The following is a 23,838-nucleotide window of genomic DNA, read 5'->3' as shown; positions in this document are numbered from 1 at the left end:
AATTTTTTATGTTCAATCTTTAGGCAATTATTGATATTTATCCGAAAATAAAACTATTTGCATATCTGTAAAGCTCTCCCTTTGTCGAAAATCTTGATATGTCTATTCCCGATTTTTTTAAACCTTTATCAAATTTATCGACTTTATCATATATATTTACAGATTTTATATTGCATTTTCCGTCTTCACTGTTTATAAGGCTTATATATCCTTGATTTATAAGTTTTATTGCAATCTCCCTTATATTTTTTTCGATTGGTGCTGTTATTATTTTCCAATTATTTTTGGGTTTTATTTCTACCAAGCCTTTTAATACTTCTTTTATATATCTGCAAGATAAATTTCTAATACTTCCTTGTTCTCTAAGCTCATCTTTGCTTGAATATATTTTATTTACAACTTCACCACTTAACACATTGGCTATAAGTATATCCATAGTATATTTCGTAGTTGCAAAAATTATTTTATCTTCATCTCCAATTGGGCTTTCATTCTCATAAGTTAGATTTTTTATTCTTTTTTCACTCGTCAAATCTATATCATATATTAAATTGCTGAAAAAATAGTTACTCGAATATTTATATAACTGTCTTTCATAATTAAAGCTTATATTAACATCTCCAAATCTGCTTTCGTTAAAAAAATATGCCGAATATTCCAATATTTTCTTTAATACTTTACCTGTTATTTGATATGAGGTTATCCCTCCGCTTACATATGTGTAATTACGATTTATATCTTTTCTTCTGATTATCCCTTTATTTATACCTGCATTATCATTATCAAGTTGTATCATTGCCACATCAGCATTGCCGTAATATCTTACAACTTCTAAGAAAAAATCCGTTATTCCGGTTTGTTTTACTCTCATCTGCGGTATTTTGGATATTTCCGACTTTTCCGACATACAGTCGTTTATAAGTATTCCAATCTCTTCATTAGAATATGAAACAGCTCGCTCGTGAAAATGGTTAAGTTTTTTTATTATTTCACTGTCAGGTTTTATGCTCGCATCTATTGGAATTATCTCAGATGTCTTTTTGACGAGTTTTATGTTTCCATCGCTTTTTTCAAATCTGAGCAATAATTTTGCTATTGCCTGTCCGAATTTACCCGGCTCCAATATTGTTGTGTTTCCTATGTTGAAGTTTTGAATATCATGAAAATGCCCGCAAAACACCGCTGTAAGTTTATCATCATTTTTTAATAAATCTCTTATTCCCGTATTAGCTACATTATTTTCATTATCAATACCTGCATGAATTACTCCTATTATACAGTCGACTTTATCTTTAAGCTCTTTTTCTATGAGTTCAAGCTCATGTTTCATATCTGTTGCAATTATTCCGCTCATAGCTTTAGCGCCTTTTTCAAACTTATTTATCAGCGAGGTCACAAGCCCTATAAATCCTATTTTTATTCCTTCTTTTTCTATTATACAATATGGTTTATGTAATCTTTTATTGTCTTTGTAGACATTCCCTCCTATGACTTCTCCATTGAATTCATCTATGAACCTTTGCAAATTTTTTATTCCATAGCCATATTCGTGATTGCCCATCTCCCAAATGTCATATCCTATTTCATTCATAGCTACTATCGCCGGATGTATGTCATCTTCGCAAAAAAGCTCAGAACAGTTCCCTTGGAACATATCTCCCGCATCTATTAAAATTGTATTTTTGTATAATCCTCTTTGTTTTTCAACTTCCGTTGAGATTTGTGCAAGAGATCCTTTTTCATAAGGTTTATCCATAGAATAATCCCAAGGCATATAATATCCATGCACATCAGAACTTGCAAGTATATTTATATCTACTACCATGACAACTCCATATGTATCAATAATTCACATCTATATTTATAATTTTACACATACATAGTGATTTATAATACAATTATATCACATTCCTTATAATTTACATCAATTATTTTATACTCTCTACTTATCGCATAAGATTCTTTTCAATAATTGTTTTTACAATGCAAAAACTGCTTAAATAATATTTTTTAAATTTTTAATTATATATTATCATTTTTAACAAGGACTTAAAAACTATTTTAAAACATTTTTTAATTATAATTATATTTGCAATACAATATTTATTCAAGTGTAAAAATCCTGCTTTATTATAAAAATAAAAATTTATACTAAAAAGCCATACATTATAAAATATCTCAATGACAATCACATAAAAATACATAATATAGAAATCAAAACTGTATGATATTACAAATGAAAAATAGTATTAATGCTATAAAAAATACGTTTAAATGTGTTAGATTAAGAAAATTGCTAACCCTTGTGTGGCAAAAATTTAATCAAATAGATTAAATTCCGCATTTTATTATATACATATTCAATTATATAAAAGCATCAATTTGACAAAATTTTCTTTTGATGTTATAATTCAATTTAGAATAATTCTAATTATTATACTGAGTGAAGAAGGGTGAGCTAAATTGTTTGAAAAAGAAATCGAGGAACTTAAAAGTTTCAATATAAATCCGTCTAAACAAAGGGTTCTCGTGCTTAATTATCTCAACGAACACAGCGACAAACACAACACTGTTGATGATATATTCAAAGCATTTCGTGATAATGATACAAAACTGTCACTGGCTACAATATACAATACTATAAGCCTGTTTAAACGTGAAGGCCTTATAAGCAATGTAACTCTACCGAGCGGAGAAGTTAAATATGAACGTGATAGAAGCAATCATATACATTTTGAATGTAAAAAATGCGGTGAAATATATAATATGAAAATGGAACTCAGCGATAACTTTTTAAAAGAGTATAATGATTTTACCATAGAAAGCAAATACGTCTTGTTAAGAGGCTTATGTCCGAATTGTCAAGATTAACTAATACTAAAAACCAATAAAAACATGGAATGATTTAGTAGATAGATTATGTGATACCGTAAATTCATTAACTAAAGATATTCTAAAAAGTGTTACTCATAGGAAACTGATTATCTCTGCTATTTAATCTGTTATTAGCATCATATTCTAAAACTCAATAAAACTATAGAAAAACAGTGTTACATACATTGCCAAAAAAAAATCTTAATATGATATCAGATCATATTAAGATTTTTTAGTTCAATTCGTTTAAAAGTACATGGCACTTTTTTATTTGACTGTTTATCTGTTCTTTTATATCTCTTTGTATTTTTTTATTTTTACTTATCTGTTTTTTTATATCTTTGTGTATATCTTTTTCCGCTTCTACTTTTCTTGTCAAACGCTCCTTTTTATACATAAAAAATGCCTCTTTTCAATATAATTTATCCATATAGAACATAGGACTTTTTCGGTCAATACATATTTTTTGCACATATCATTGTATCTTTAGTCCTATCGCTTTTTTGATTATACCATAAAATCTGCATTTTTGTAAATAATTTTTTCTATATTTTTTGGCAAAAAAATTCTCTAACAGCTTTGTATTCTCCAAGACCTTTTAATATGACCTCTACTTCTATATCATTAGATTTAAGCATATTTATCCAAGAGTCATCTTCATCTCCTATCATATCGTTGTGGGCATGATCTCCACAAACTAACATAAAAGGAGTTATCGTAACTTTGCTTATTCCTTTTTCTTTCAATTTCTTTAATATATCATCTATTGTTATATCGCCTTCAACTGTCGCTATATAATATTTATCTGCTGATATTTTATCCAATTTTTGCTGTAAATTCTCATAAGCTATGTCATTTTCATGATCACTTCCATGTCCCATCATAACAATAGGTGTATCTATCTTTGAATATAATTTTTCTATTATTTCAGATACTTCTATATAATCTTGTTCTTTATATAACATAGGTGTAGTTGCTGTAATCTCTCTAAAGTCATTCTTATACGACTCCACTGCATCCAATATCTTTTCGTATTCATATCCTGCTATCAGATGGAGTGACAAAATTACAACCTTTTCATATCCGTTATTTTTTATTATTTCAAGCGCAGTCTTTGTGTCATTTATATCCATTCCTCTATCTATTAGCTTTTTTCTTATTATATTTGATGTATATGCCTGAAATATATCATATTCTTTAAATTCATTCGCTATATGATTTACCGTAGCATCTATACTGTTTTTCATTGCCTCTTTATATGTAGTACCGAAGCTCACTACCAATATTGCCTGTTTCATATACTCTCCTTTAAATTATGGTGCATCTAAAAATTTTTTTTACTTTTACACTATACTTACTGTTATTTATTTTATTCATATTTAAAAATCTATCTTCAATTTTTTTAATATACCCTGATTTTAAGTTAAAATAAACAATTAATTGTCTGAATTTATATATTTTCTCTTTTTATAATTCTCTTTATAAAAGTATAAATTGGAAGTAATATTATAAAAAAAGCAAACAGTATTGATTCATTACTTGCTCCGATAGTTGTAAGCGGTATAGCGGCGGCTATGTTCCAAGGAAGTATAGTGGGTAAAATTACAGCAGTGTTTTCTATATCCAAGGCGTGGTCATATTTATCTTTTTGAATGTCTATCGTCAGCTGGTATGTAAGCACAGTTGCCAATGCCTGACTACAAGCTATTGCAGATGTAAATATAGCTGTAAATATCATACTTCCAAACACTGTAAATCTTCTTGAAAATTTTTCTACAAGCATTTTTACAGGTTTCAAGATAGGTGTTTTGTCAAAAACTCCGAAATATGCAGATGACAATAGAACTATTATAACCGGTTTGAGCATAGAAACAAGACCTCCACCGTCCATAAGCTTGGCAAGCTCGGCATTTTGTGCTTTATAGCCGAATACATAAACATTTAATAAATCTATTATATCCGCCCCTTGATAAACAACACTTATAGCAGTTGCGATTATTATACTTGTAAACATTACTATCTTCACATCTAATCTCAAAAGAGACAATATTATTATTGCAAGTGCCGGCAATATCATAAAAAAGTTAAGATTATAATTGTCGGAAAATATGGACAATATAGTTATGTCCATTTCCCCTATATCTTTTCCAAATCCTAATATAAAATATAGTACAGCAGTAAGTATAAACGGCACCAAACCGCTTTTAAGCATATTTTTTATATTTTGATATAAATCCGTATTTGTAATGGCACATACAAATATTGCAATAGTTGACATAGGAGAAGTCCTGTCGCCTACATATATACCGGATAATACAGCTCCTCCTACAAGCGCTTCATTAAGTCCCATAGATTTTGCTATTACCATACATATTACTCCCATACTTGCCGCTGTACCGAAAGACGTACCTATCATCATTGACATAGCCGAGCAAAGCAAAAAAGTTGCCACTACAAAATAATTCGGATTTATAAAAGGTATCAGTTTGTATATTATGTACGCTATAGTCCCCGACATTCTCCAGCTAGCCGTAAGTACACCTATTGTTAAAAATACTGCGACTACATTGGCTATTTTATCCGAGCCTTCTCTCATAGCGGATAAAGTCTGTTTTACGCTCATACCCTGTTTCACACAGTATATAAAAAACAATCCTATCCCCAATAAAAGTGCTATAATCACATCTATATTAAAACTTATACATACTACAAGCAAACCCACAAAAAGGATCAGCACCACATTACCGAACAAAAAATCATCTCCCTCACCTTGATATATTTAATTTTTTCATAACTTTTTTTTCTTTTTCTCTCATAATCTCTTTTTCTTCTTCTTCCATATGGTCATATCCCATGAGATGAAACATACTATGACATACCAAATAGCAAACTTCCCTTTCAAATGAATGTCCGTATTCTTCCGCCTGCTCCTTTGCTTTTTCAAGTGACACTACTATATCTCCAAGCGGTTTGATATGTTTATCTTGTGACATTTTTTCTTCTTCAAGTTCGTCTATATCATACATAGGAAACGACAATACATCAGTTTCTTTATCAATATCTCTATAATCCTTGTTTATCTGTCTTATGCCTATATTATCTGTAAATGTAAGGGATATTTCATTGTCAAAACCGATTTTTTCTTCTTCCTCACAGGCTTCTATAACCTTATTAATACTTTCCATCAGCTCGTCAGATACTTGAATTTTATCCTGTTCATCGCTCATTATAAGATTTATCATAACTTCTCCTAACAATTATTTTAAAATTTGTTTTAATGTTGAATACTATAAAAATTATAAAATATCTAAATTTTATAATTTTTCATTTTTAAAAAAATAAATTTTTAAGCATAATAATATAATACACTTTATAATTCGTGTTTAATAATTATGCAATTTTTTAGAAATTAAATAAAAAACCCACTTATATTTTAACATAAACATAAGTAGGTTTATATATTTTTATCAAAAAATCTTCTTTTAAATATTTTTTTTGTTGAATACTCTTTTTATCTTACCTTTATTTTTTAAAAACTCCTGTTTTTTCTCATATTTATCATATTGTTTGATTATCCTTTGAACAAGCTCATGTCTTACTACATCTTTTTCTGTAAGCATATTTATCGATATGCCTTTTACTCCATCGAGTATCATAACTGCATGCGAAAGTCCGCTTTTTTTGTTATCTCCCAAGTCTATCTGTGTAATATCGCCTGTAACTACAACTTTTGAACCGAAGCCGAATCTCGTCAAAAACATCTTCATTTGCTCTCTTGTAGTATTTTGTGCCTCATCCAATATTATAAACGAATTATCTAAAGTTCTTCCTCTCATAAATGCCAAAGGTGCTACTTCTATAACACCGCTTTCAAGATGCTTTTCAAATTTTTCGCTTCCGAACATCTCAAACAAAGCATCATATAAAGGTCTTAAATACGGATCTACTTTGTCTTTTAAATCTCCCGGCAAAAATCCGAGGCTTTCTCCTGCTTCAACCGCCGGTCTTGTCAGTATTATTCTCGAAACTTCACCTTTTTTAAATGCTTGCACTGCCATGGCAACCGCCAAATATGTCTTACCCGTTCCGGCAGGACCTATACATATGCTCATATCATGCTTTTTTATATTTTCGATGTAAGTTTTTTGACCAAGTGTTTTTGCTTTTACGGCATTACCTTTCGCTGTCAATATTATAACATCATCACTTATTCCTGACAGATTGTTTTTTAAATCTTCCCCGAGCATATCCATAGCATATCTCACAAGTCTTGTATCAATAGTTGTGCCTTTTTTAAAAAGGTTATAGAGTTCTTCTATAACTCTTGCCGTTATGTTTACAGCTTTATTATCTTCGCCTATTATGACTATATGTGAATCTCTAAGCACTATATTTACACTATAGCTTTCTTCCAACACTTTTATATTTTTATCATAATTTCCGAAAAGTTCTTTTTCAAATTCCGCATTGTCAAAACTTAATATATTTTCTTGCAAATTTACACTCCTTAAACAATTTTAACACAATATTAAAACTTGATATATTTTAAATCTTTCAATAATTTCTTACAATATACTTCTATTTTCTAATAAATCATTTTTCATATTCCAAAGTTTCTTTGACAAGTCTACTTTATATACTTGCGGATTTTTATTTCTTCTATATTGTATCCAAAAACTTTCTTTTTCTTCATCTGTATATCTTTTTATATCTTTTATATCTCTTTTTTCTCTAACACATTTTCCATCTATAAACAACGGCAATAACAATTTTTTTACATAAAAATCTTCAAATGTCATTTTTTTCCAAGTGTGTATAGGATCAAATATTGTAAGAGGCTCATTTTCATTTATTACTTCTTCATCCAAAACTATCAAATCAGCTTTTGCCTTATTATCATTTTTATCATATATTCTATATATATTTTTATAACCCGGATTGTTTATCTTGTTAGGATCTTCCGATATTTTTATCTTCGGTATCATCTGACCATTTCTTACAACCGCACACAGCTTATATACTCCACCTAATGCCGCCCAGTCAAACGATGTTATCATCTTCGTTCCTACTCCCCATATATCTATCTGAGCGCCTTGATTTTTTAGCGAAGTGATTGTGTTTTCATCAAGGTCGTTTGAGGCCGTTATCTTTACATTTTCAAATCCTGCACTGTCCAATATTTTTCTTATTTCTTTTGATAAAAACTCCAAATCACCTGAGTCAATTCTTACTCCAAGAGGTTCATATCCTTGCTCTCTTAATTCATTAAAAACTGTTATTGCATTTCTTATACCGCTGTTTAAAGTGTCGTATGTGTCCAAAAGTAATACCGTTTTTGTCGGATAAGCTTTTGCATATGCTCTGAATGCTTCAAGCTCACTATCGAAACTTTGTATCCAACTATGTGCATGTGTCCCTAATACCGGAATATCAAATTTTTGCCCCGCCAATACATTTGATGTTCCTATACAGCCTCCTATAACTGCCGCTTTTGCTCCATATAAACCTGCATCAGGTGCTTGAGCTCTTCTAAGTCCGAATTCCATAACACTATCGCCCATAGCACTGTAACATATCCTTGAAGCCTTTGTAGCTATCAATGTCTGAAAATTTATTATACATAATATTGTCGTTTCTACAAGTTGAGCTTGCATGGCTTTAGCTTTTACTCTTATTATAGGTTCATTCGGAAACATTATAGTTCCTTCTTCAACCGCATATATCTCTCCATCAAATTTAAAATCTCTAAGATATTCCAAAAACTTTTCATCAAATGTATTTAAACTTTTTAAATACTGTATATCTTCTTCTTCAAATTTCAGATTTTCAATGTAATCTATAACCTCATTGATACCGCATACTATTGTATATCCTCCGTCATTCGGATTTTTCCTATAAAACATATCAAAGATCATTATTTCATCTTTTTTATCGCTTTTAAGATAACCGTTCATCATGGTAAGCTGATAAAAATCTGTTAACATTGTTAAATTGACCATTTTTTCCTCCAAAGTTTCAATTTTTATGCATAATTACTTTTCAAAAATATGTAAACACTTATTCAATATATTTTAAAATACATTCAGATTTTATCACATTATATTTATTTTTTCAATATATACAAGTTTATTGGCATTTACACACTGCTTTGATATGTATTTGTCAAAAATACAGTTGTATTTCATAAACAAACAAAATTGTATACAAACCAAAAAGAATATGATATAATATGCAGATATTTTATTTTTTCGGTGCTTAAAACCTTGTAATATTAATCGGATTTATTTTTTATTTTATTTTTATAATGCTGATCTTCAAAAAAATAATATATAAATATCATAAATATAATAATTTTATTTATAATCATTTTATAATATTTATTGTTTAATGAGGTAACAGTATATACATTAAATTGCAATTTTTAAGCTCTGAGGATTTTTATAGGAGGTTTTATGAAAGAATTATTGAAAAAATGGAACAGTATAAGTCTTGTAAAAAGAATAATCGTAGGACTTATAATTGGAACCGTACTGGCATTTATTCGCCCGAATATCACTAACGAATCTCTCGGAAATTTTGTAGACATAGTGAGTATATTCGGAAGCCTATTTGTAGGAGCACTTAAGGCTATAGCTCCGGTACTTGTATTCTTCTTGGTTATGGAGGCTCTTTGTAAACATAAAGAAGGTCAAAAAACCAATATGAAAAGAGTCATAGCATTATATCTTGTAGGTACTTTCTTGGCAGCTCTATGTGGTGTAATAATAAGCTTTTTATTCCCGCTTGAACTCATATTGCCACAAGCAGTCACTGATGCACCGTCTGCTCCTGAAGGATTGGATCAAGTGCTTAAAACACTACTTTTAAACCTTGTTGACAATCCTGTTCACGCTCTTATAACACCTAACTATATGGGTATATTATTTTGGGCTGTTCTTATAGGTCTTGCCCTTAGAGGAGCAAAAGAAGAAACAAAAAATGTTATAAGCAATTTTTCAGAAGCTATATCATCAGTTGTTCGCCATGTTATAAGTTTCGCTCCATTCGGTATAATGGGACTTATATATGATTCAATAGTTACAAGCGGTTCAGACATATTCAAAAACTATTTTATGTTACTCGTTGTTTTGCTTGGAACTATGTTGTTTGTAGCTTTTGTCGTAAATCCTATAATGGTGTTTACTCAAATTAAAACAAATCCTTATCCGCTTGTACTGACTTGTATAAAAAAGAGCGGTATAACAGCATTTTTTACAAGAAGCTCTGCTGCAAACATTCCGGTAAATATGAAGTTATCTCAAGATTTACAACTTAATGAAGATACTTATTCAGTATCCATTCCTTTGGGAGCTACAATAAATATGGCTGGGGCAGCAATAACTATTTCCGTTATGGCTCTTGCTGCTGTAAATACCCTTGGAATACAAGTGGATTTTGCAACTGCATTGATACTGAGCGTCTTATCAGCTCTTGCTGCTTGTGGTGCATCAGGCGTTGCCGGAGGCTCATTACTTTTAATTCCTCTTGCGTGCAGCTTGTTCGGTATATCCAATGATATTGCTATGCAAGTTGTCGGAGTAGGTTTTATAATAGGTGTATTACAAGATTCAACAGAAACTGCACTTAATTCATCAACAGATGTACTCTTCACTGCCACTGCAGATTATGCTCAAAGAATAGCAGATGGCGAAAAAATAGATTTCAAAAAAATATTATCAAACATATAATATTAGATTAAACGAAAAGCTCTTGTGACGTATATTGCTTATTCAATACATCATAAGAGCTTTTTTCATTGAATACTATATTCCATAAAATATACCAATATCATTTTATATAACAGCTATAGAAACATTTTTTATATCGCTAAAGATATATAATAAAATAAACTATAGACTCAATAGACATAAGGTTTAAATTAGATTTTGCTATAAAATCTAAAAATATTTTTTGTATGCTATATATTTACAATAAAACAATTTTTTACAAAATCAGTTATTATTATTTATGTTAATATTTACATAAAATTATAAGCATAATAAAAAATATTATAATTATTATGTATTTTTATATTTGATTTTTAAATTAAATTTAGTATAATATAATCAAATTTATATACTAAATATTTTTTACTATATTTTTAGTTGAATTTTATCACATGATTTATTCGTTTTATAGCTGACTTTAATGTCTATTTTATAAAATTCAATTATACTATTCTCCTTTATTATCAAGACATTTCAATATATTTTGTATTTTTGTTCTATTAGATAATAAAGTATTTATTTGATATATTAACACCTTTAGTAAACTGTGTTACAAAATATATTTACTGGGTAATATATACTAAAATATATCGAAACTATAAATTATTTTGTCGATATTATTATGAATAATATTTTAAAAATATTCAGTAGGAAAGGTAGTCATATGAAGAAACTTTATGCTTACAACAAATTCAAAAGACGTATATCACTATCACTTGCACTGATACTTGCAGGCGTTGGTCCATGCGCACTATCAGGAGTTAATAATGTCCCAAGCTATTTTGGTGGAGAGTATATAAAACAACTTTCTCATATCGCATATGCTCAAACTACAACAGAAATTACACTAAAAGCTGAGCATTTCGATGGAACAAGCGAAATAGCAGGTTTTTCCCCTCTTGGAGAACAAGAATTTAAAAAAGCGGTAGATTCAGATGCATCAGAAATAAAAATAATAATGGATACAGACGCAACAAGTATAGCAAAAGATGCATTTAAAGAAAAATTTACCAATGAAGTTACAAATGGAAAGCCAATATCTATAAAATTCCCTTCATCCCTTGAATCCATAGGAGAACATGCATTTTCAAACAATAAATCACTTGTTGAAATATTGGATTTAAAAGACATGACTAATTTGAAAACTATATATGATGAGGCATTTTATGATTCCGGTCTTAGAGGCGAGTTAATATTACCTGAAAATATAGTCTCTATATGGTTTAGTGCTTTCAGAAAAAATAATTTAACCTATGTAAGCCTACCTGATAATATAGTAGAATTATTTGCAGGAGTATTTGCCGATAATCAAATATCAGATATTCATCTCGGTAAATTGACAAATATTCGTGGTCTTTTATGGGGAAAATACGGAAAAGGCGGTGAACATCTACATCCTGAAGCAGGTGTATTATCATATGACTTATTCAGAAATAATAATTTAACTGAACTTAGAATAGAAGGTACTGGAATAAAAAGAACAGGATCATATACATTCCGCAATAATAATTTAAATAAAGTTGTTCTACAAGATGATATAACTATGTTAAATTATGGAGTTTTTCAAGACAACCCCAACTTAACAACAATAAGAATTGCTGGAAAAGAAGATGCTACACATAATCAAATAGCGGCAAATCATATAAACGGATATGCTTTTAAAGGAACTAAGCTTACCGGAAAATTGGAGTTTACTTCTGCTAATATTGAAGTGAATTCTTCACGTGCGTTTGAAGACAACCCTATAACAGAAATTATATTTCCAAACGGATGGGTAACAACAGGACCATACTCTTTCAGAAAAGTCCCTCTCGAAAATGTAAACCTTCCTACACCAAACATAGTGGAAAACGGAGTATACGCTGATACAGACACACTAAAAAATGTTAATTTTGACAAATACACAAAAGATATTATTCCGGCTCAGATGTTTAGAGGAGGAAAATTAAGAAGTCTTGAAATACCGAGTTCAATAAATAAATTTGATACTAAAAACCATTATGTTCTTAATCCAAATCATTCTCTTTCTTCATTTGCCGATAATATAGGCTGGATTGATGGTGATAATAGGGTAGCATTATATAGAAAGAATAATGGCTTTGACAACACTCTTAAAAGTGGAGATTATGTAATTGATAATAGCTTGTCTGATGGAGCAGACTATGTATTCAATCCTATACTTGTAAAGTTTAAGCTAATAGACCAAAACGGAAACAATGTCGCAGAATCATCACTACCTAATAGTATAAAGATGAGCAGAACAAGAACAACAAACGGTACTCCCGACACTCAAGAGCTGTCTGATATAAAATTGGTAGACTATACAAGTTTCAAGTTAGGCGATACAATAACATTTGAAATGCCTGATTCACTTGAAGGATATAAACTTGTAGAAGATGCAAACTTATCAAACAGTCAACTTACAAAAATATCCGATAAAAAATACAGTTTCACACTTGATCCTACTAATGAAAATATAACGCAGGAAGAAAGATATATAGACGAAAACGGAAATGATTTAGGCTATAATATAGGCTATAAAAAATCAAATATTAATTTAAAATATGAAGCACTCCCTGTAACACTTAACTTTGTATTTGAGAAAGAACTCTCTGATGGTTCAAAACAAAATCTACAATTATCAGATATACCTCAAGTAAGATACACATCTAAAAATAAAGCAGCAACAACTAACTTAACAAGCTCAAGCATAAATGACTTGCTTTATGGAGATACTGTAGACATAGAATTATCAAACAACGGAGCACTAACACCGCTAATTGATACGCATAAAATAAATTTAAGTGGTACTGATGTGGAAAAAATAGATGGAGAGGATAGATATCAAGCTACAGTTACATTGAGATATAAAGATACCCCTAATAACAGTAGTGGTAATGATAACAATAATAACCAGAATGAAAACACACCACAACCTCAACCACAACCAAACCCACAACCGAATCCTAACACTGATAACAGTAACAACAATACAAATACTAACCAGCAAAGTGGAGGCGGAAGTACAGATGACGATGTAAATTCTAATACTATACCTCCTGTTAATCCACCTACAAATGTGCCATATACCCCTAATAATATAATAAATGCCGACATCATACCAAATGTCACAAATCCTGTATTTAATATAATAAGTCCTGAAGATACACCTTTAGGCAACGCTATTATAGATGCAGATAAAGGCACATATACATTTATAGATGAAGATACAACTCCTTTAGGTTCTGCCAAAATAAACCCTGATAATTCTCTTGAAATAGTAGAGGTATATGAAGATAATACTCCTTTATCACTTCCTAAGACAGGTCAAGAGAACAATCTCTTTATGCAGTTTTTTGGAGCATTTTTAACTATATTGGGATTAGGATTTTTATTTAACAAGAAAAAAAATAAATAGTTACTAAAATTTATTTAACTCCCCCCATTTAAAATTTTTTGGGGGGAATAAAATATAAATAATACTGTTAAAAGAATAGTAAAATAGGGTAAAAAAATATTATTAAATGAATTTAAGCAGAAATATTTCACACAAAACATTATATGACATTATGAACGAGACCTGTATAAAGTAGAATTGATATTGATGTAATTATTATGAAGAGGTGTTTTAATATGGAAAACGATGGTAACACAAAAATAATAGACAACTCAGCAAAAAAACATGATAGTAACGTAAATAAAAAAACTAAATTTAACATAGCTACAAAGCTCATAATGGTTTTTTCATTAGGTATGATAGTCGTTATGTGTATATGTGGAATATTTTTATACGTTTCACAAGTACGCTCAAGTAAGGAATCATTAGCTGCAAATACCGTTCAAGTACAAAATGAGATAAATCACTCAATAAAAAACTATATAGACAAATACATTTCTGCAGTAACACTAACTGCCAACAATACTATATTTGCAGAGCCGAATTCAAACGAAGACGCTATATATGAGCATCTTGAATTATTCGCTAAAAATTTTGACGGAATATTATCATATTATTTCGGAAGAGCCGACGGAAAAACATTCAAAATGATGGATAAAAGCACACCTGAAGGATATGATCCTCGCAAAAGGCCTTGGTATATCGAAGCCCAAAATGCTGATAAATTAGTTATAAGCGATCCATATGTTGACGCTTTTACAGAAAAACTTGTAATAACTTTATCAATGCCTGTAAAAAACAGTAAAAACGCTTTATCCGGTGTAATGGCTGCCGATATAACTATAGATACCATAATGGAAGAAGTGGAAAACGCAAAAATAGGTGCAAGCGGTCTTGTTTATCTTATAGATTCAAATAACAACTTGATATTATCTCAAGAAAATAAGGCTCTTACAGAAGAACTTAACAATGAACAGGTAAAAGCCATAGTTTCAAAAGGACAGGCAAATTTTGAAAAGTATAAATACAATTCAGAAAATAAATATATGACTATTATGCCTATCAGCGGAACAAATTGGAAAATTCTAAGCATAGTGCCTGAATACGAATTTATGCAAAACTTAAATAGACTTTTGACGAGAATAGTAATAATTACTATACTTACAATCATAATTTTCTCAATATTTGTATACATTCTTAACAAAAAAATAATAGTAAACCCTATAAATAAAATAATAAGCTCTTTCAGCACAGACAAATCAGGAAAAATAAGTCTAAATGAAATAAATTTAAAACAAAATGACGAATTAAAAATCTTGTCAGAAGAGCTAAACACATTTGCAGCTCAAATAAAGCAGATGGTAAAAAATATAGCTGTGACTTCGGATAATGTTGCACAAACTTCTATAACATTGCAGGAAAATATGGACGAAAGTTCAAACCTTACAAGAGAAACCGCTCATACCATCGAAGAATTGGCTGACAGAGTTTTATCTCAAGCACACGAAAACGAATCAGGACTTTTAAAAATAATAGATTTCGGTGAATCTATACAAAAAAATACAAATCTTGCCGACGCTGTATCAACATCCACAAACGAAGTAAAAGAAGCTGTAAACAGCGGTATGGAAATAATAGACGTACTTTCCAGATCATCTGCAGATTCTCAAGTTGCAATAAAGGAAATATTCGAAATAGTAAAATCTACAGAAGAAAAATCTAAAGAGATCAACACTGCAAACGAAGTTATAAAATCTATTTCAGACCAAACCAACTTACTTGCACTTAATGCCTCAATAGAAGCTGCAAGAGCCGGAGATGCCGGCAAAGGCTTTGCTGTAGTCGCAGAAGAAGTAAGAAAGCTTGCAGAAGAATCATCAAAATCTACAGAAAGCATAAACTCCATAGTAGACGAACTTGTAAAAAATGCAAGTTATGCCGTAAGTAAAATGGAGTCAGTAGCAAAAATCGTAGATAATCAACAAAAAATAGTTGATGAAATGCAAAAGAAATACGAATATATAGGCGAATCTGTCAAAAAAACTGATACAGTCGTTCGTGACGTTGAAACTTCAACTGCAACAATGAATAAATCAAAAGATGATATAATAAATATATTTGAAGCTTTAGCCGGTATAGCAGAGGAAAATGCATCCGACTCACAACAAATATCATCAAGCACACAGTTGCAAAGCGAAAAAATACATGAATTGAGAAATGTTACAAACAAATTATCTGAAATGGCTAACTCTTTAAAAGATGAAATAGATAAGTTTACTATATAAACTACCTAACCCCCAGTTAAATGGGGGTTTAATTTTATCCAAATACAGCTTTGATTTCTATATTATACTAATACTGATACTAATAACCAAATAAATAGTAGAGATACCTCGTTTCCTATGGGTAACACTTTTTACAATATCTTTAGTTAATAAATTTATGGTGTCACACAATCTATATATTACATTCTTCAATATTTATATTGGTTTTTAGTATAAATACTATTTTACATACCGCTTTCATTTATATATTATACTAATACTGAAATAATATAGAATAACCGGAAATAATAATAATTAATTTTTAAAATAAAGAATTTATATTAATGTTGTATAATTATATTATTTATACATAGTTTTATTAGATAGTAGTATAATATTTTCAAATGCTTTTACAAATAAAGTATATTTGCATTATTCTAAAATATATCTATGTTTAATTGTGATAATAATATTATCATATCTATTTGGGTTAATAGTTCCATTAGCTTTCAATATAAAATATGCTCATTTACTATTTATTTTGCAATATATAAATGTTATAATAAATCTATTAAGAATTGTTATATTATTATTCTAAAGGAGAAAAAATATGGCTACAGAAAATAAAAAAATTGCTATTCAAGATACTTATGGAGAAAGATTTCAACATTGTTGGGGTTGTGGCCCTAAAAATGAAGCCGGATTACACTTGAAATCTTATCCAAATGAAGATGGTAATAAATGTATTTGTAAGTTTAATCCAGATGGCAAGTATACAGGTGGAGTTCCAAACAATATTTTTGGAGGTATGATTGCCGTTATTTTTGATTGTCATGGTACTGCTTCAGCAGCGTGGTTTGCTCATAACAACAAAGGACTTGAACTTACAGAGGATACTGTTATAGGAAGATTTATTACTGCCAGATTGGAAATAGATTTCAAAAAACCTCTACCTGTAAACGAGGAAGTGACTGTTACATCTACAGTTGAAGAAATAGGTGAAAGAAAAGTTATAGTTAATATGGAAATGGAAGCTGCCGGAGAGCTTCGTGCAAAAGCAAGAATAGTAGCTGTAGGTGTAAAGGACAATATGTAAAACTATATAGTTAAAATTATAAATATAATTACAGCTCACACAAATAATCACTTGATTAATGGATAAGTTGTTTATTTTAAATATACTTAATTTTACTTAGCCAATAAATTTCTTAAAAACAAAAATATCCGTTATTCTATTAACTTTTAGTATCATATTGAATATAAACAAAAAAGCATCATCTTAACAATATAATTTATTAAAATGATGCTTTTTTTATTTATACTGAACACTATTACAAAATATAAAATTTCTAACTTTTATATAATTGCTTATTTTGAAAAAGTATAACATTCTAAGATTATGATTATATTTTCAATTAGCATTTAGCATTATTCATTAATCATTGAAACATCCCACTGCTTTTCCGATTTTGCAATCATAAGATTAGCTACCAAATCACCGGTTACATTCAATGAAGTAAATGCCATATCAAGTAATCTGTAAAATGCTGCTATTGGTCCCATCAAATCAAACGGTAATCCAAGAATTGACAAGAAACTTGCTCCAAGTATTATTCCACCGCCCGGTATTCCGGGAGCAGCCATATTTATGAGAGTAGCAACAAAAATAAGAGTAACTATCTCTTTAAATGAAAGATTTATACCGTAAAAATCTGAAACAAATACTGCCAAGCAAGAAAATGAGCAAGCACCACCGCACATATTTATTGTACAGCCAAGAGGTAAAGTAAATTTTGTAATTCCTTCCGGCGCTTTGTAATCTTCCATACTCACTTTTATAGATGTTGGAAGAGTCGCAGCAGATGAAGTTGTGGACAGTGTTACAAGCCACACCTTATACATAGATTTTGTAAGCTTCACTATTCCCATTTTCGTATATAAAAATAACGGTAGACACATAGCAAATATATAAGTAAGTATGCACGCTATATAACAAGTTATTATATATTTGCCCAATGCAGAAAATATTCCAAGACCGTACTTTGATACAGAAAATGCCATTAATGACATTACTCCTATAGGAGATAGTTCCATAACAAATTCCAACAGTTTAAAAAATATTGTACTGAGTGAATTTATAAAATCAAGTACAGGTTTTCCTTTTTCCCCTGACATAACTATAGCTGATGAGAATAAAATAGTAAATATTATAACAGGAAGAATTTTTCCTTCAGCCATTGCCATTATAGGGTTATCCGGAAATATATTTATAAAAAAATCTGATATGGATGGGTTTGTTATCTCCTGTTCAAAAACAGGCGGGTTTGCAAATACGACATCTTTGCCCGGTCTTATAGCATAAGCTACTATAAGAGAAACTATACAAGAAAACACAAACATAACAACATATAGTCCTACTGTCTTAAAACCTATCCTCTTCAAATCTTCGGTACTTTCTATATTGCATATTCCACCTGCTACAGCAACAAATATTATAGGTACTATCATCATCTTTATGAGTTTTAAATAGACATCGCCCACTACCTTTGTCGCAATGGAAAACTCCGGCAATATTATTCCGATAAAAATTCCAAGTATAAAACCTATAGCTATTCTTATGAACAGATTTTTCTTTTTCATTATAGTTTCAAGCATTTGTATCACTCCTTTTTAAAGATTTTTAAATTCGTTATATATTCCCAATAAATTAAAATACAACAGATTGTCTTCTAATTTATATAATAAATTTTTCAAACTTTCTACATCTATTCCATTTATATTTACATCTACAAAAAAACCGTATTCAAAAGAATTTTTCTTTGTAGAACGAGAATGCAAGGATAACAAATTATAATTTTGCTTTGAAAATATCTCCAAAATTTTTGACAATGCTCCTATTTCATGCTTAGTTTCAAAATAACAGGATAATTTTTCAGAATTTTGGGCAGTATCTGTAAAATAATATGACTTATCTAAAACTTTTTTAAATATGAGAAATCTCGTCTTATTTCCGCTCATATCTTGAATAGAGGTAGAAAGTATGTTCATATTATGAGTTTTTCCTGCTAAGCTACTTGCTATCGCTCCATTTTCTTTATTGTTAAGCTCTTTTATATACACAACCGACTTTGCCGTATCCTCATAGGAAACAGGAGTTATATGAGGATGTTTTTTAAAAAATTCAAGACATTGGCTAAGCGCTTCAGGGTGAGAATATACGAACTTTAAATCATCAACAGTCGTATTTGGCAAAGCTATAAGATTATGATTTACCTCTACTATTGTTTCACCTATAGCGAACAAATCTTTTTCATATTTTAATATATCAAGCGTTCTATAAATTTGACCTGTAGTAGAATTTTCAACAGGAAAAACGCCATAATCAATTTTACCTCTTTGCAAATCATCTGCCATGGTTTTAAAATCGTCATACCCTATAAAATCATTGTTTTCACCAAAATAATTTAATGAGGCTATAGAGCTATAAGCCCCATAAACACCTTGATATCCTATTTTTTGCATCATATCCCCCCTTTTCTTTTTCTTGATTTTTCCAAAAAATCAAAAACAGCTTTATAATCATCATCCTTCAATGAATCTAACAGAAAATCAATGTTTTTCCTAAACTCCTTTACTTCTTCCAACAGAAATTTCTTATTCAGAAAAAATGTTTCACTCCACAGATAAGGGTTTAAATTTGAAATTCTTGTCAAATCCTTGAAACTTCCTCCAGCAAAATTATCAAGAGAGCTTTCAAATGCCGGACAATTCGTTACACAAACAGATATAAAGTGCATCATATGCGAAGCATAAGCTATTTTTTTATCATGAACATCTTTATCTATATCGGATGTTGTTTTAAAACCTATTGCAAGAGCGAGCGATTTCATAAATTCAAGATTTTCTTGTTTATTTTTTGTCTGAGGTACAAATATGTAGTTTTTATCCTTGAATATATTTATATCGGCATTGTCAAAACCGCTATATTGATTGCCCGCCATAGGATGACCGGCTATATAATCCAAATCATCTCTCAAAAAACACTGTATCTCATCAATTACAAAAGACTTCACACCACACACGTCCGTAACTATACAGCCTGATTTTAAAAATTTTTGATTTTCTTTCAAAAAATCGATCGCAATTTTAGGATATACCGCTAATATAAGCACATCTGTATCATGTAATATATCTTTCTTAGGCTTTTGAGTGTCTATGCCAAAGTTTACAGCTTTTTTGAGCGTATCTTTATCTATATCTATTCCATATATTTTTACGGGATTTATCTTTTCCTTTATGGCAAGTGCATACGAACCGCCTTCCATTCCAAGCCCGACTACAGTATATTTCTTATCCTGCAAATTCATAAACAACCCTCCTTAAAAAAGCTTTATATCATCGTCCAATCGTTAACCTTAAAATTTGTAATTGACCTATTATACACAAAAACCTAACAAAGCACAATAGAAAAAGCGCTAAAGTATGATGCATTTACATTGTTTTTTCATATATTGCAAAAAATAATTTATTATTATCTTTTTTAATCAATTTTTATAAATCCATTTATAGTTTTAATTATTTTTACGATATTATTAATACTGATAATAGCTAATTTATATAAGAAGCTCATAAATAATATTATATTTTATTAAATTTATAAAACGTTATTTTCCAATAGGTTTATTAAATTTTAGTATTAAATATGAAAGAAGTTGATATTAATGATAAATATAGCAATTTGTGATGATGATATAAAAGCAATCAAAGAAATAGAAAATATATTATCAGAATATGCTACTCTAATAAATATAAAAATCTTGATACATTTTTTTTTGAACGGAAAAGACTTGATAAGTTTCTTAGAAAATAATTACATAGATCTACTTTATTTAGATATACAAATGAAAAATCTTACCGGAATAGAAGTTGGAAAAAAAATAAGACAAGAATTATACAACGACGAAATACAAATAGTATATATATCGGCTATAAAAGATTATGCAATGGATCTTTTCCAAGTAAGACCGAATAACTTTCTTATAAAACCTTTTTCAAAAGAAGAAGTTGAAGAAACATTATCTACAGCAATAAGGCTTATAAATGATAAAGAAAAAACATTCACATTCAATATCAAAGGAACAGAAATAAAGAAAAGAATTTCTGAAATTATATATTTTGAATCTATGCGACATAAAATGAAAGTAGTCACTAAAGATAAGGATTTTGAATTTTATTCTTCCATCTTTGACGTATATTATGAACTTGCAGATTATGGTTTTGCTTTGTGCCACGCCTCTTATATTGTAAATATAGAGCACATAGAAGAATATAACAAAGACAAAATAAAAATGTCTAACGGTTGCTTCATAAAAATAAGCAGAAGTAAAAGAAACGAGTTTATGGAGCAAATTGCAAAATTTGATATGAATAGAGGTTAAAAATTTGAAAAATTTTAATGTACTTCATTATGTTACCAATATAATTTATATATATACAATCTATTTGCTTATGACTACATTTCAAAGAAAAGAATCTACATATCCTAAGAACATACAAAATCTTAGTTATGCCCTATTCTATATAATAGTGACAACTGTATTCTCATTTATAAATATCCCCGTTATAACATTATTTGCAAATTTAATATGTCTTTTCATGCTGTCATTTTTATACAGCAGTCATATATTAAATAATTTGCAAATATCTATCGTTATATATACTATTTTGGCAACTGAAGAATTAATTATATCTACTATAGCAAATATTAAGACTCTTCTAATTTTTAAAAGTGAAAAACACCTTAATATATCAATTATATTTTTAGGCAATATACTATTCTTGTTATCAGCAATTTTAATAAAATATTTTTTCAATTACAAAAATAATAAAAAAACTACCACGATGCTGCCAATTTTTAACCTTGCGATATCATTCCTCACAATCATCATAACATTTATATTAGCTTCAAACTCAAGCATAAATTCTGAAGCGTTTACTTTTGTATCAGTATCTCTTATATTTATCAATTTATTTTCTATGTGGGGATATGAGCAAATAACAACCACATTAAACGAGCAATTTAAAATAGAATCACTTAAAGAAAAAACAAAGTCTTATGAAAAAGATATACAATTTATGGATGAACAAATAACAAATTTAAGAAAATATAAACATGATGGAAAAAATCATTTACTGGTATTGATGGGATTGATGAAAGGAAAAGAAAGCAAAGACGCACTAAAATATATAGAAAATCTATTAGATATTTATTCAACCGAAGATATGTTTATAAAAACAGAAAATAAAGTGATAAACAGCTTATTAAATTATAAAATTAAAAAGATGAAAGATAATAAAATCAAGCTAACTACAGAAATTAAAATAAACAAAAATCTCCCTGTCAGAGATTATGATATGTCAATAATACTTGGAAATTTAATAGATAATGCTATGGATGCCCAAATGAAAATAAATGAAGAAAATAGAAAAATAAATATAAAAATAGTCGATGAAAAAAATAAATTTACTATCACAATCAACAACACATTCAACGGCGAAATAAAAGAAAAAAACGGTATTCTTATATCAAAAAAAGAAGACAGTTCATCTCATGGGCTCGGTCTTAATAGCGTAAAAGAATGTGTTGAAAAATATGACGGAATATTTAAAATTAATTATAACGATAAAAAGTTCACATCATATGTTATGTTTATTAAAGACAAAAATTAAGCTAATACCAAAGCCTGTTAAAAAAATACAAACACCCCTAATCAAACACGTTCAATTTAACATTTTTATTATATGCCTATTTTAGGTATCAATATAAAAATATAAAGCAGTCAATTTACCTAAAACATAAATAGGCTGTTTTTTTATACCAATTATGTCAAAAAATTGGTTAGTTGTGTCAATCCTATTGATTTTCAAAAAATTATGTCAGATAATTATTTCAGTAAGGAAAATAACTTATTAGTTATAAATTATTCGTTAGTTATAAATCATTTTAGGAGTTAATTTATGCTGATTTCAAATGGAATGTTCTATTTCAATCATATGTTCAATAATAAGAATTATTACAGTGCCAAAATCAAAAATTCAACTTATTCAGATGCTATAAACGAATATTACAAAACCTATGGTGCTGATGAATCTGAAAGAGAAATTATTATTGCAGATGATATAAAAAATAAAAAATTTACAGAAAAAGTTAATCAAATAATACCTGATTTGCATAAAGCTATAAAAAAAGGTGATTTAAAGGCCGCAGCCAAATTAGGATTAGAATATTATAATTTAGTAAAAAACTGTTTTCAAGGTTTGGCTAAACCTGACGGCGATTGGCTTACATTTGTTTCAAGAGGTGCTATATTTTATAAAGGTCAAAGTCTTGAACAATGGGAAGAACAATTACCTGTGAAAACTGACTCTTACACAGGTATATCATATTTTGAGCTTGACGGATACAACATACCTACAAAAGAATATCGAGGCGAAGGATATGACAAAAAAATTGCACAATTAGCCGATGAAAGAAATA

The 23,838-nt window shown here is 29.2% G+C and carries 17 protein-coding genes and 1 pseudogene; 8 read left to right on the top strand and 10 right to left on the bottom strand.

Annotated elements, in window-relative coordinates:
• Positions 1 to 37: 37 nt before the first annotated feature.
• Complete coding sequence (locus tag HMPREF9630_RS07890) at positions 38 to 1,825, bottom strand: bifunctional metallophosphatase/5'-nucleotidase (RefSeq protein ID WP_009527972.1); 1,788 nt, start codon at positions 1,823 to 1,825, stop codon at positions 38 to 40.
• A gap of 638 nt (positions 1,826 to 2,463) precedes the next feature.
• On the opposite strand from HMPREF9630_RS07890, the gene HMPREF9630_RS07885 reads away from it, so the two are divergent.
• Positions 2,464 to 2,871, top strand: a complete 408-nt coding sequence (locus HMPREF9630_RS07885) for a Fur family transcriptional regulator (protein WP_009527971.1) — start codon at positions 2,464 to 2,466, stop codon at positions 2,869 to 2,871.
• Between the two features lie 235 nt (positions 2,872 to 3,106).
• Here HMPREF9630_RS07885 and HMPREF9630_RS10445 read toward each other — a convergent pair whose 3' ends face one another.
• The 6 genes from HMPREF9630_RS10445 to HMPREF9630_RS07860 form a co-directional block, all read right to left on the bottom strand.
• A complete protein-coding gene (locus HMPREF9630_RS10445; protein ID WP_009527970.1) occupies positions 3,107 to 3,271 on the bottom strand; it encodes a hypothetical protein in 165 nt (54 codons plus the stop codon).
• A gap of 148 nt (positions 3,272 to 3,419) precedes the next feature.
• Positions 3,420 to 4,172 (bottom strand): sirohydrochlorin cobaltochelatase, encoded by a 753-nt coding sequence (locus tag HMPREF9630_RS07880; protein WP_009527969.1) that lies wholly within the window; start codon positions 4,170 to 4,172, stop codon positions 3,420 to 3,422.
• 152 nt (positions 4,173 to 4,324) lie between these two features.
• Entirely contained in the window at positions 4,325 to 5,626 is a 1,302-nt protein-coding gene (locus HMPREF9630_RS07875; protein WP_009527968.1) for a Na+/H+ antiporter NhaC family protein, read from the bottom strand.
• A 13-nt stretch (positions 5,627 to 5,639) separates the two neighbouring features.
• Complete coding sequence (gene ybeY / locus HMPREF9630_RS07870) at positions 5,640 to 6,116, bottom strand: rRNA maturation RNase YbeY (RefSeq protein WP_009527967.1); 477 nt, start codon at positions 6,114 to 6,116, stop codon at positions 5,640 to 5,642.
• A 240-nt stretch (positions 6,117 to 6,356) separates the two neighbouring features.
• Complete coding sequence (locus HMPREF9630_RS07865; RefSeq protein WP_009527966.1) at positions 6,357 to 7,370, bottom strand: PhoH family protein; 1,014 nt, start codon at positions 7,368 to 7,370, stop codon at positions 6,357 to 6,359.
• Between the two features lie 69 nt (positions 7,371 to 7,439).
• Positions 7,440 to 8,873, bottom strand: coding sequence for a nicotinate phosphoribosyltransferase (locus HMPREF9630_RS07860; protein ID WP_009527965.1), 1,434 nt, complete (start codon positions 8,871 to 8,873; stop codon positions 7,440 to 7,442).
• Positions 8,874 to 9,326: 453 nt separating this feature from the next.
• Between HMPREF9630_RS07860 and sstT the strand changes: the two genes are divergently transcribed.
• From sstT to HMPREF9630_RS07840, 4 genes are all read left to right on the top strand, one after another.
• Positions 9,327 to 10,601, top strand: coding sequence for a serine/threonine transporter SstT (sstT, locus tag HMPREF9630_RS07855; protein WP_009527964.1), 1,275 nt, complete (start codon positions 9,327 to 9,329; stop codon positions 10,599 to 10,601).
• A gap of 703 nt (positions 10,602 to 11,304) precedes the next feature.
• Positions 11,305 to 14,058, top strand: a complete 2,754-nt coding sequence (locus HMPREF9630_RS07850) for a leucine-rich repeat protein (protein WP_009527963.1) — start codon at positions 11,305 to 11,307, stop codon at positions 14,056 to 14,058.
• 215 nt (positions 14,059 to 14,273) lie between these two features.
• Entirely contained in the window at positions 14,274 to 16,322 is a 2,049-nt protein-coding gene (locus HMPREF9630_RS07845) for a methyl-accepting chemotaxis protein (protein WP_009527962.1), read from the top strand.
• 589 nt (positions 16,323 to 16,911) lie between these two features.
• A complete protein-coding gene (locus HMPREF9630_RS07840) occupies positions 16,912 to 17,397 on the top strand; it encodes an acyl-CoA thioesterase (protein ID WP_009527961.1) in 486 nt (161 codons plus the stop codon).
• 332 nt (positions 17,398 to 17,729) lie between these two features.
• Here HMPREF9630_RS07840 and HMPREF9630_RS07835 read toward each other — a convergent pair whose 3' ends face one another.
• From HMPREF9630_RS07835 to HMPREF9630_RS07825, 3 genes are read right to left on the bottom strand one after another with little or no spacing between them, the layout of a single operon-like run.
• Entirely contained in the window at positions 17,730 to 18,956 is a 1,227-nt protein-coding gene (locus HMPREF9630_RS07835) for a dicarboxylate/amino acid:cation symporter (RefSeq protein WP_009527960.1), read from the bottom strand.
• A gap of 15 nt (positions 18,957 to 18,971) precedes the next feature.
• On the bottom strand, positions 18,972 to 19,823 hold the full coding sequence (locus HMPREF9630_RS07830) for a prephenate dehydratase (protein ID WP_009527959.1): 852 nt from the start codon (positions 19,821 to 19,823) through the stop codon (positions 18,972 to 18,974).
• Positions 19,823 to 20,668 (bottom strand): prephenate dehydrogenase, encoded by an 846-nt coding sequence (locus HMPREF9630_RS07825; RefSeq protein ID WP_009527958.1) that lies wholly within the window; start codon positions 20,666 to 20,668, stop codon positions 19,823 to 19,825. The genes HMPREF9630_RS07830 and HMPREF9630_RS07825 overlap by 1 nt, the downstream gene beginning before the upstream one ends.
• 354 nt (positions 20,669 to 21,022) lie before the next feature.
• Here HMPREF9630_RS07825 and HMPREF9630_RS07820 point away from each other — a divergent pair, with 354 nt between their 5' ends.
• The 3 genes and pseudogenes from HMPREF9630_RS07820 to HMPREF9630_RS07810 form a co-directional block, all read left to right on the top strand.
• Positions 21,023 to 21,739: a LytR/AlgR family response regulator transcription factor gene (locus HMPREF9630_RS07820; RefSeq protein WP_009527957.1), complete on the top strand. Its 717-nt coding sequence runs from the start codon at positions 21,023 to 21,025 to the stop codon at positions 21,737 to 21,739.
• A gap of 4 nt (positions 21,740 to 21,743) precedes the next feature.
• Entirely contained in the window at positions 21,744 to 23,030 is a 1,287-nt protein-coding gene (locus HMPREF9630_RS07815; RefSeq protein ID WP_009527956.1) for a sensor histidine kinase, read from the top strand.
• Positions 23,031 to 23,318: 288 nt separating this feature from the next.
• Positions 23,319 to 23,838: pseudogene (locus tag HMPREF9630_RS07810) on the top strand (hypothetical protein); the annotation flags it as partial.

This window comes from Peptoanaerobacter stomatis (assembly GCF_000238095.2).
Classification (GTDB): domain Bacteria; phylum Bacillota; class Clostridia; order Peptostreptococcales; family Filifactoraceae; genus Peptoanaerobacter; species Peptoanaerobacter stomatis_A.
The sequence above is the reverse complement of the archived record's forward strand: the minus strand, read 5'-3'. Positions and strand labels throughout refer to the sequence as shown.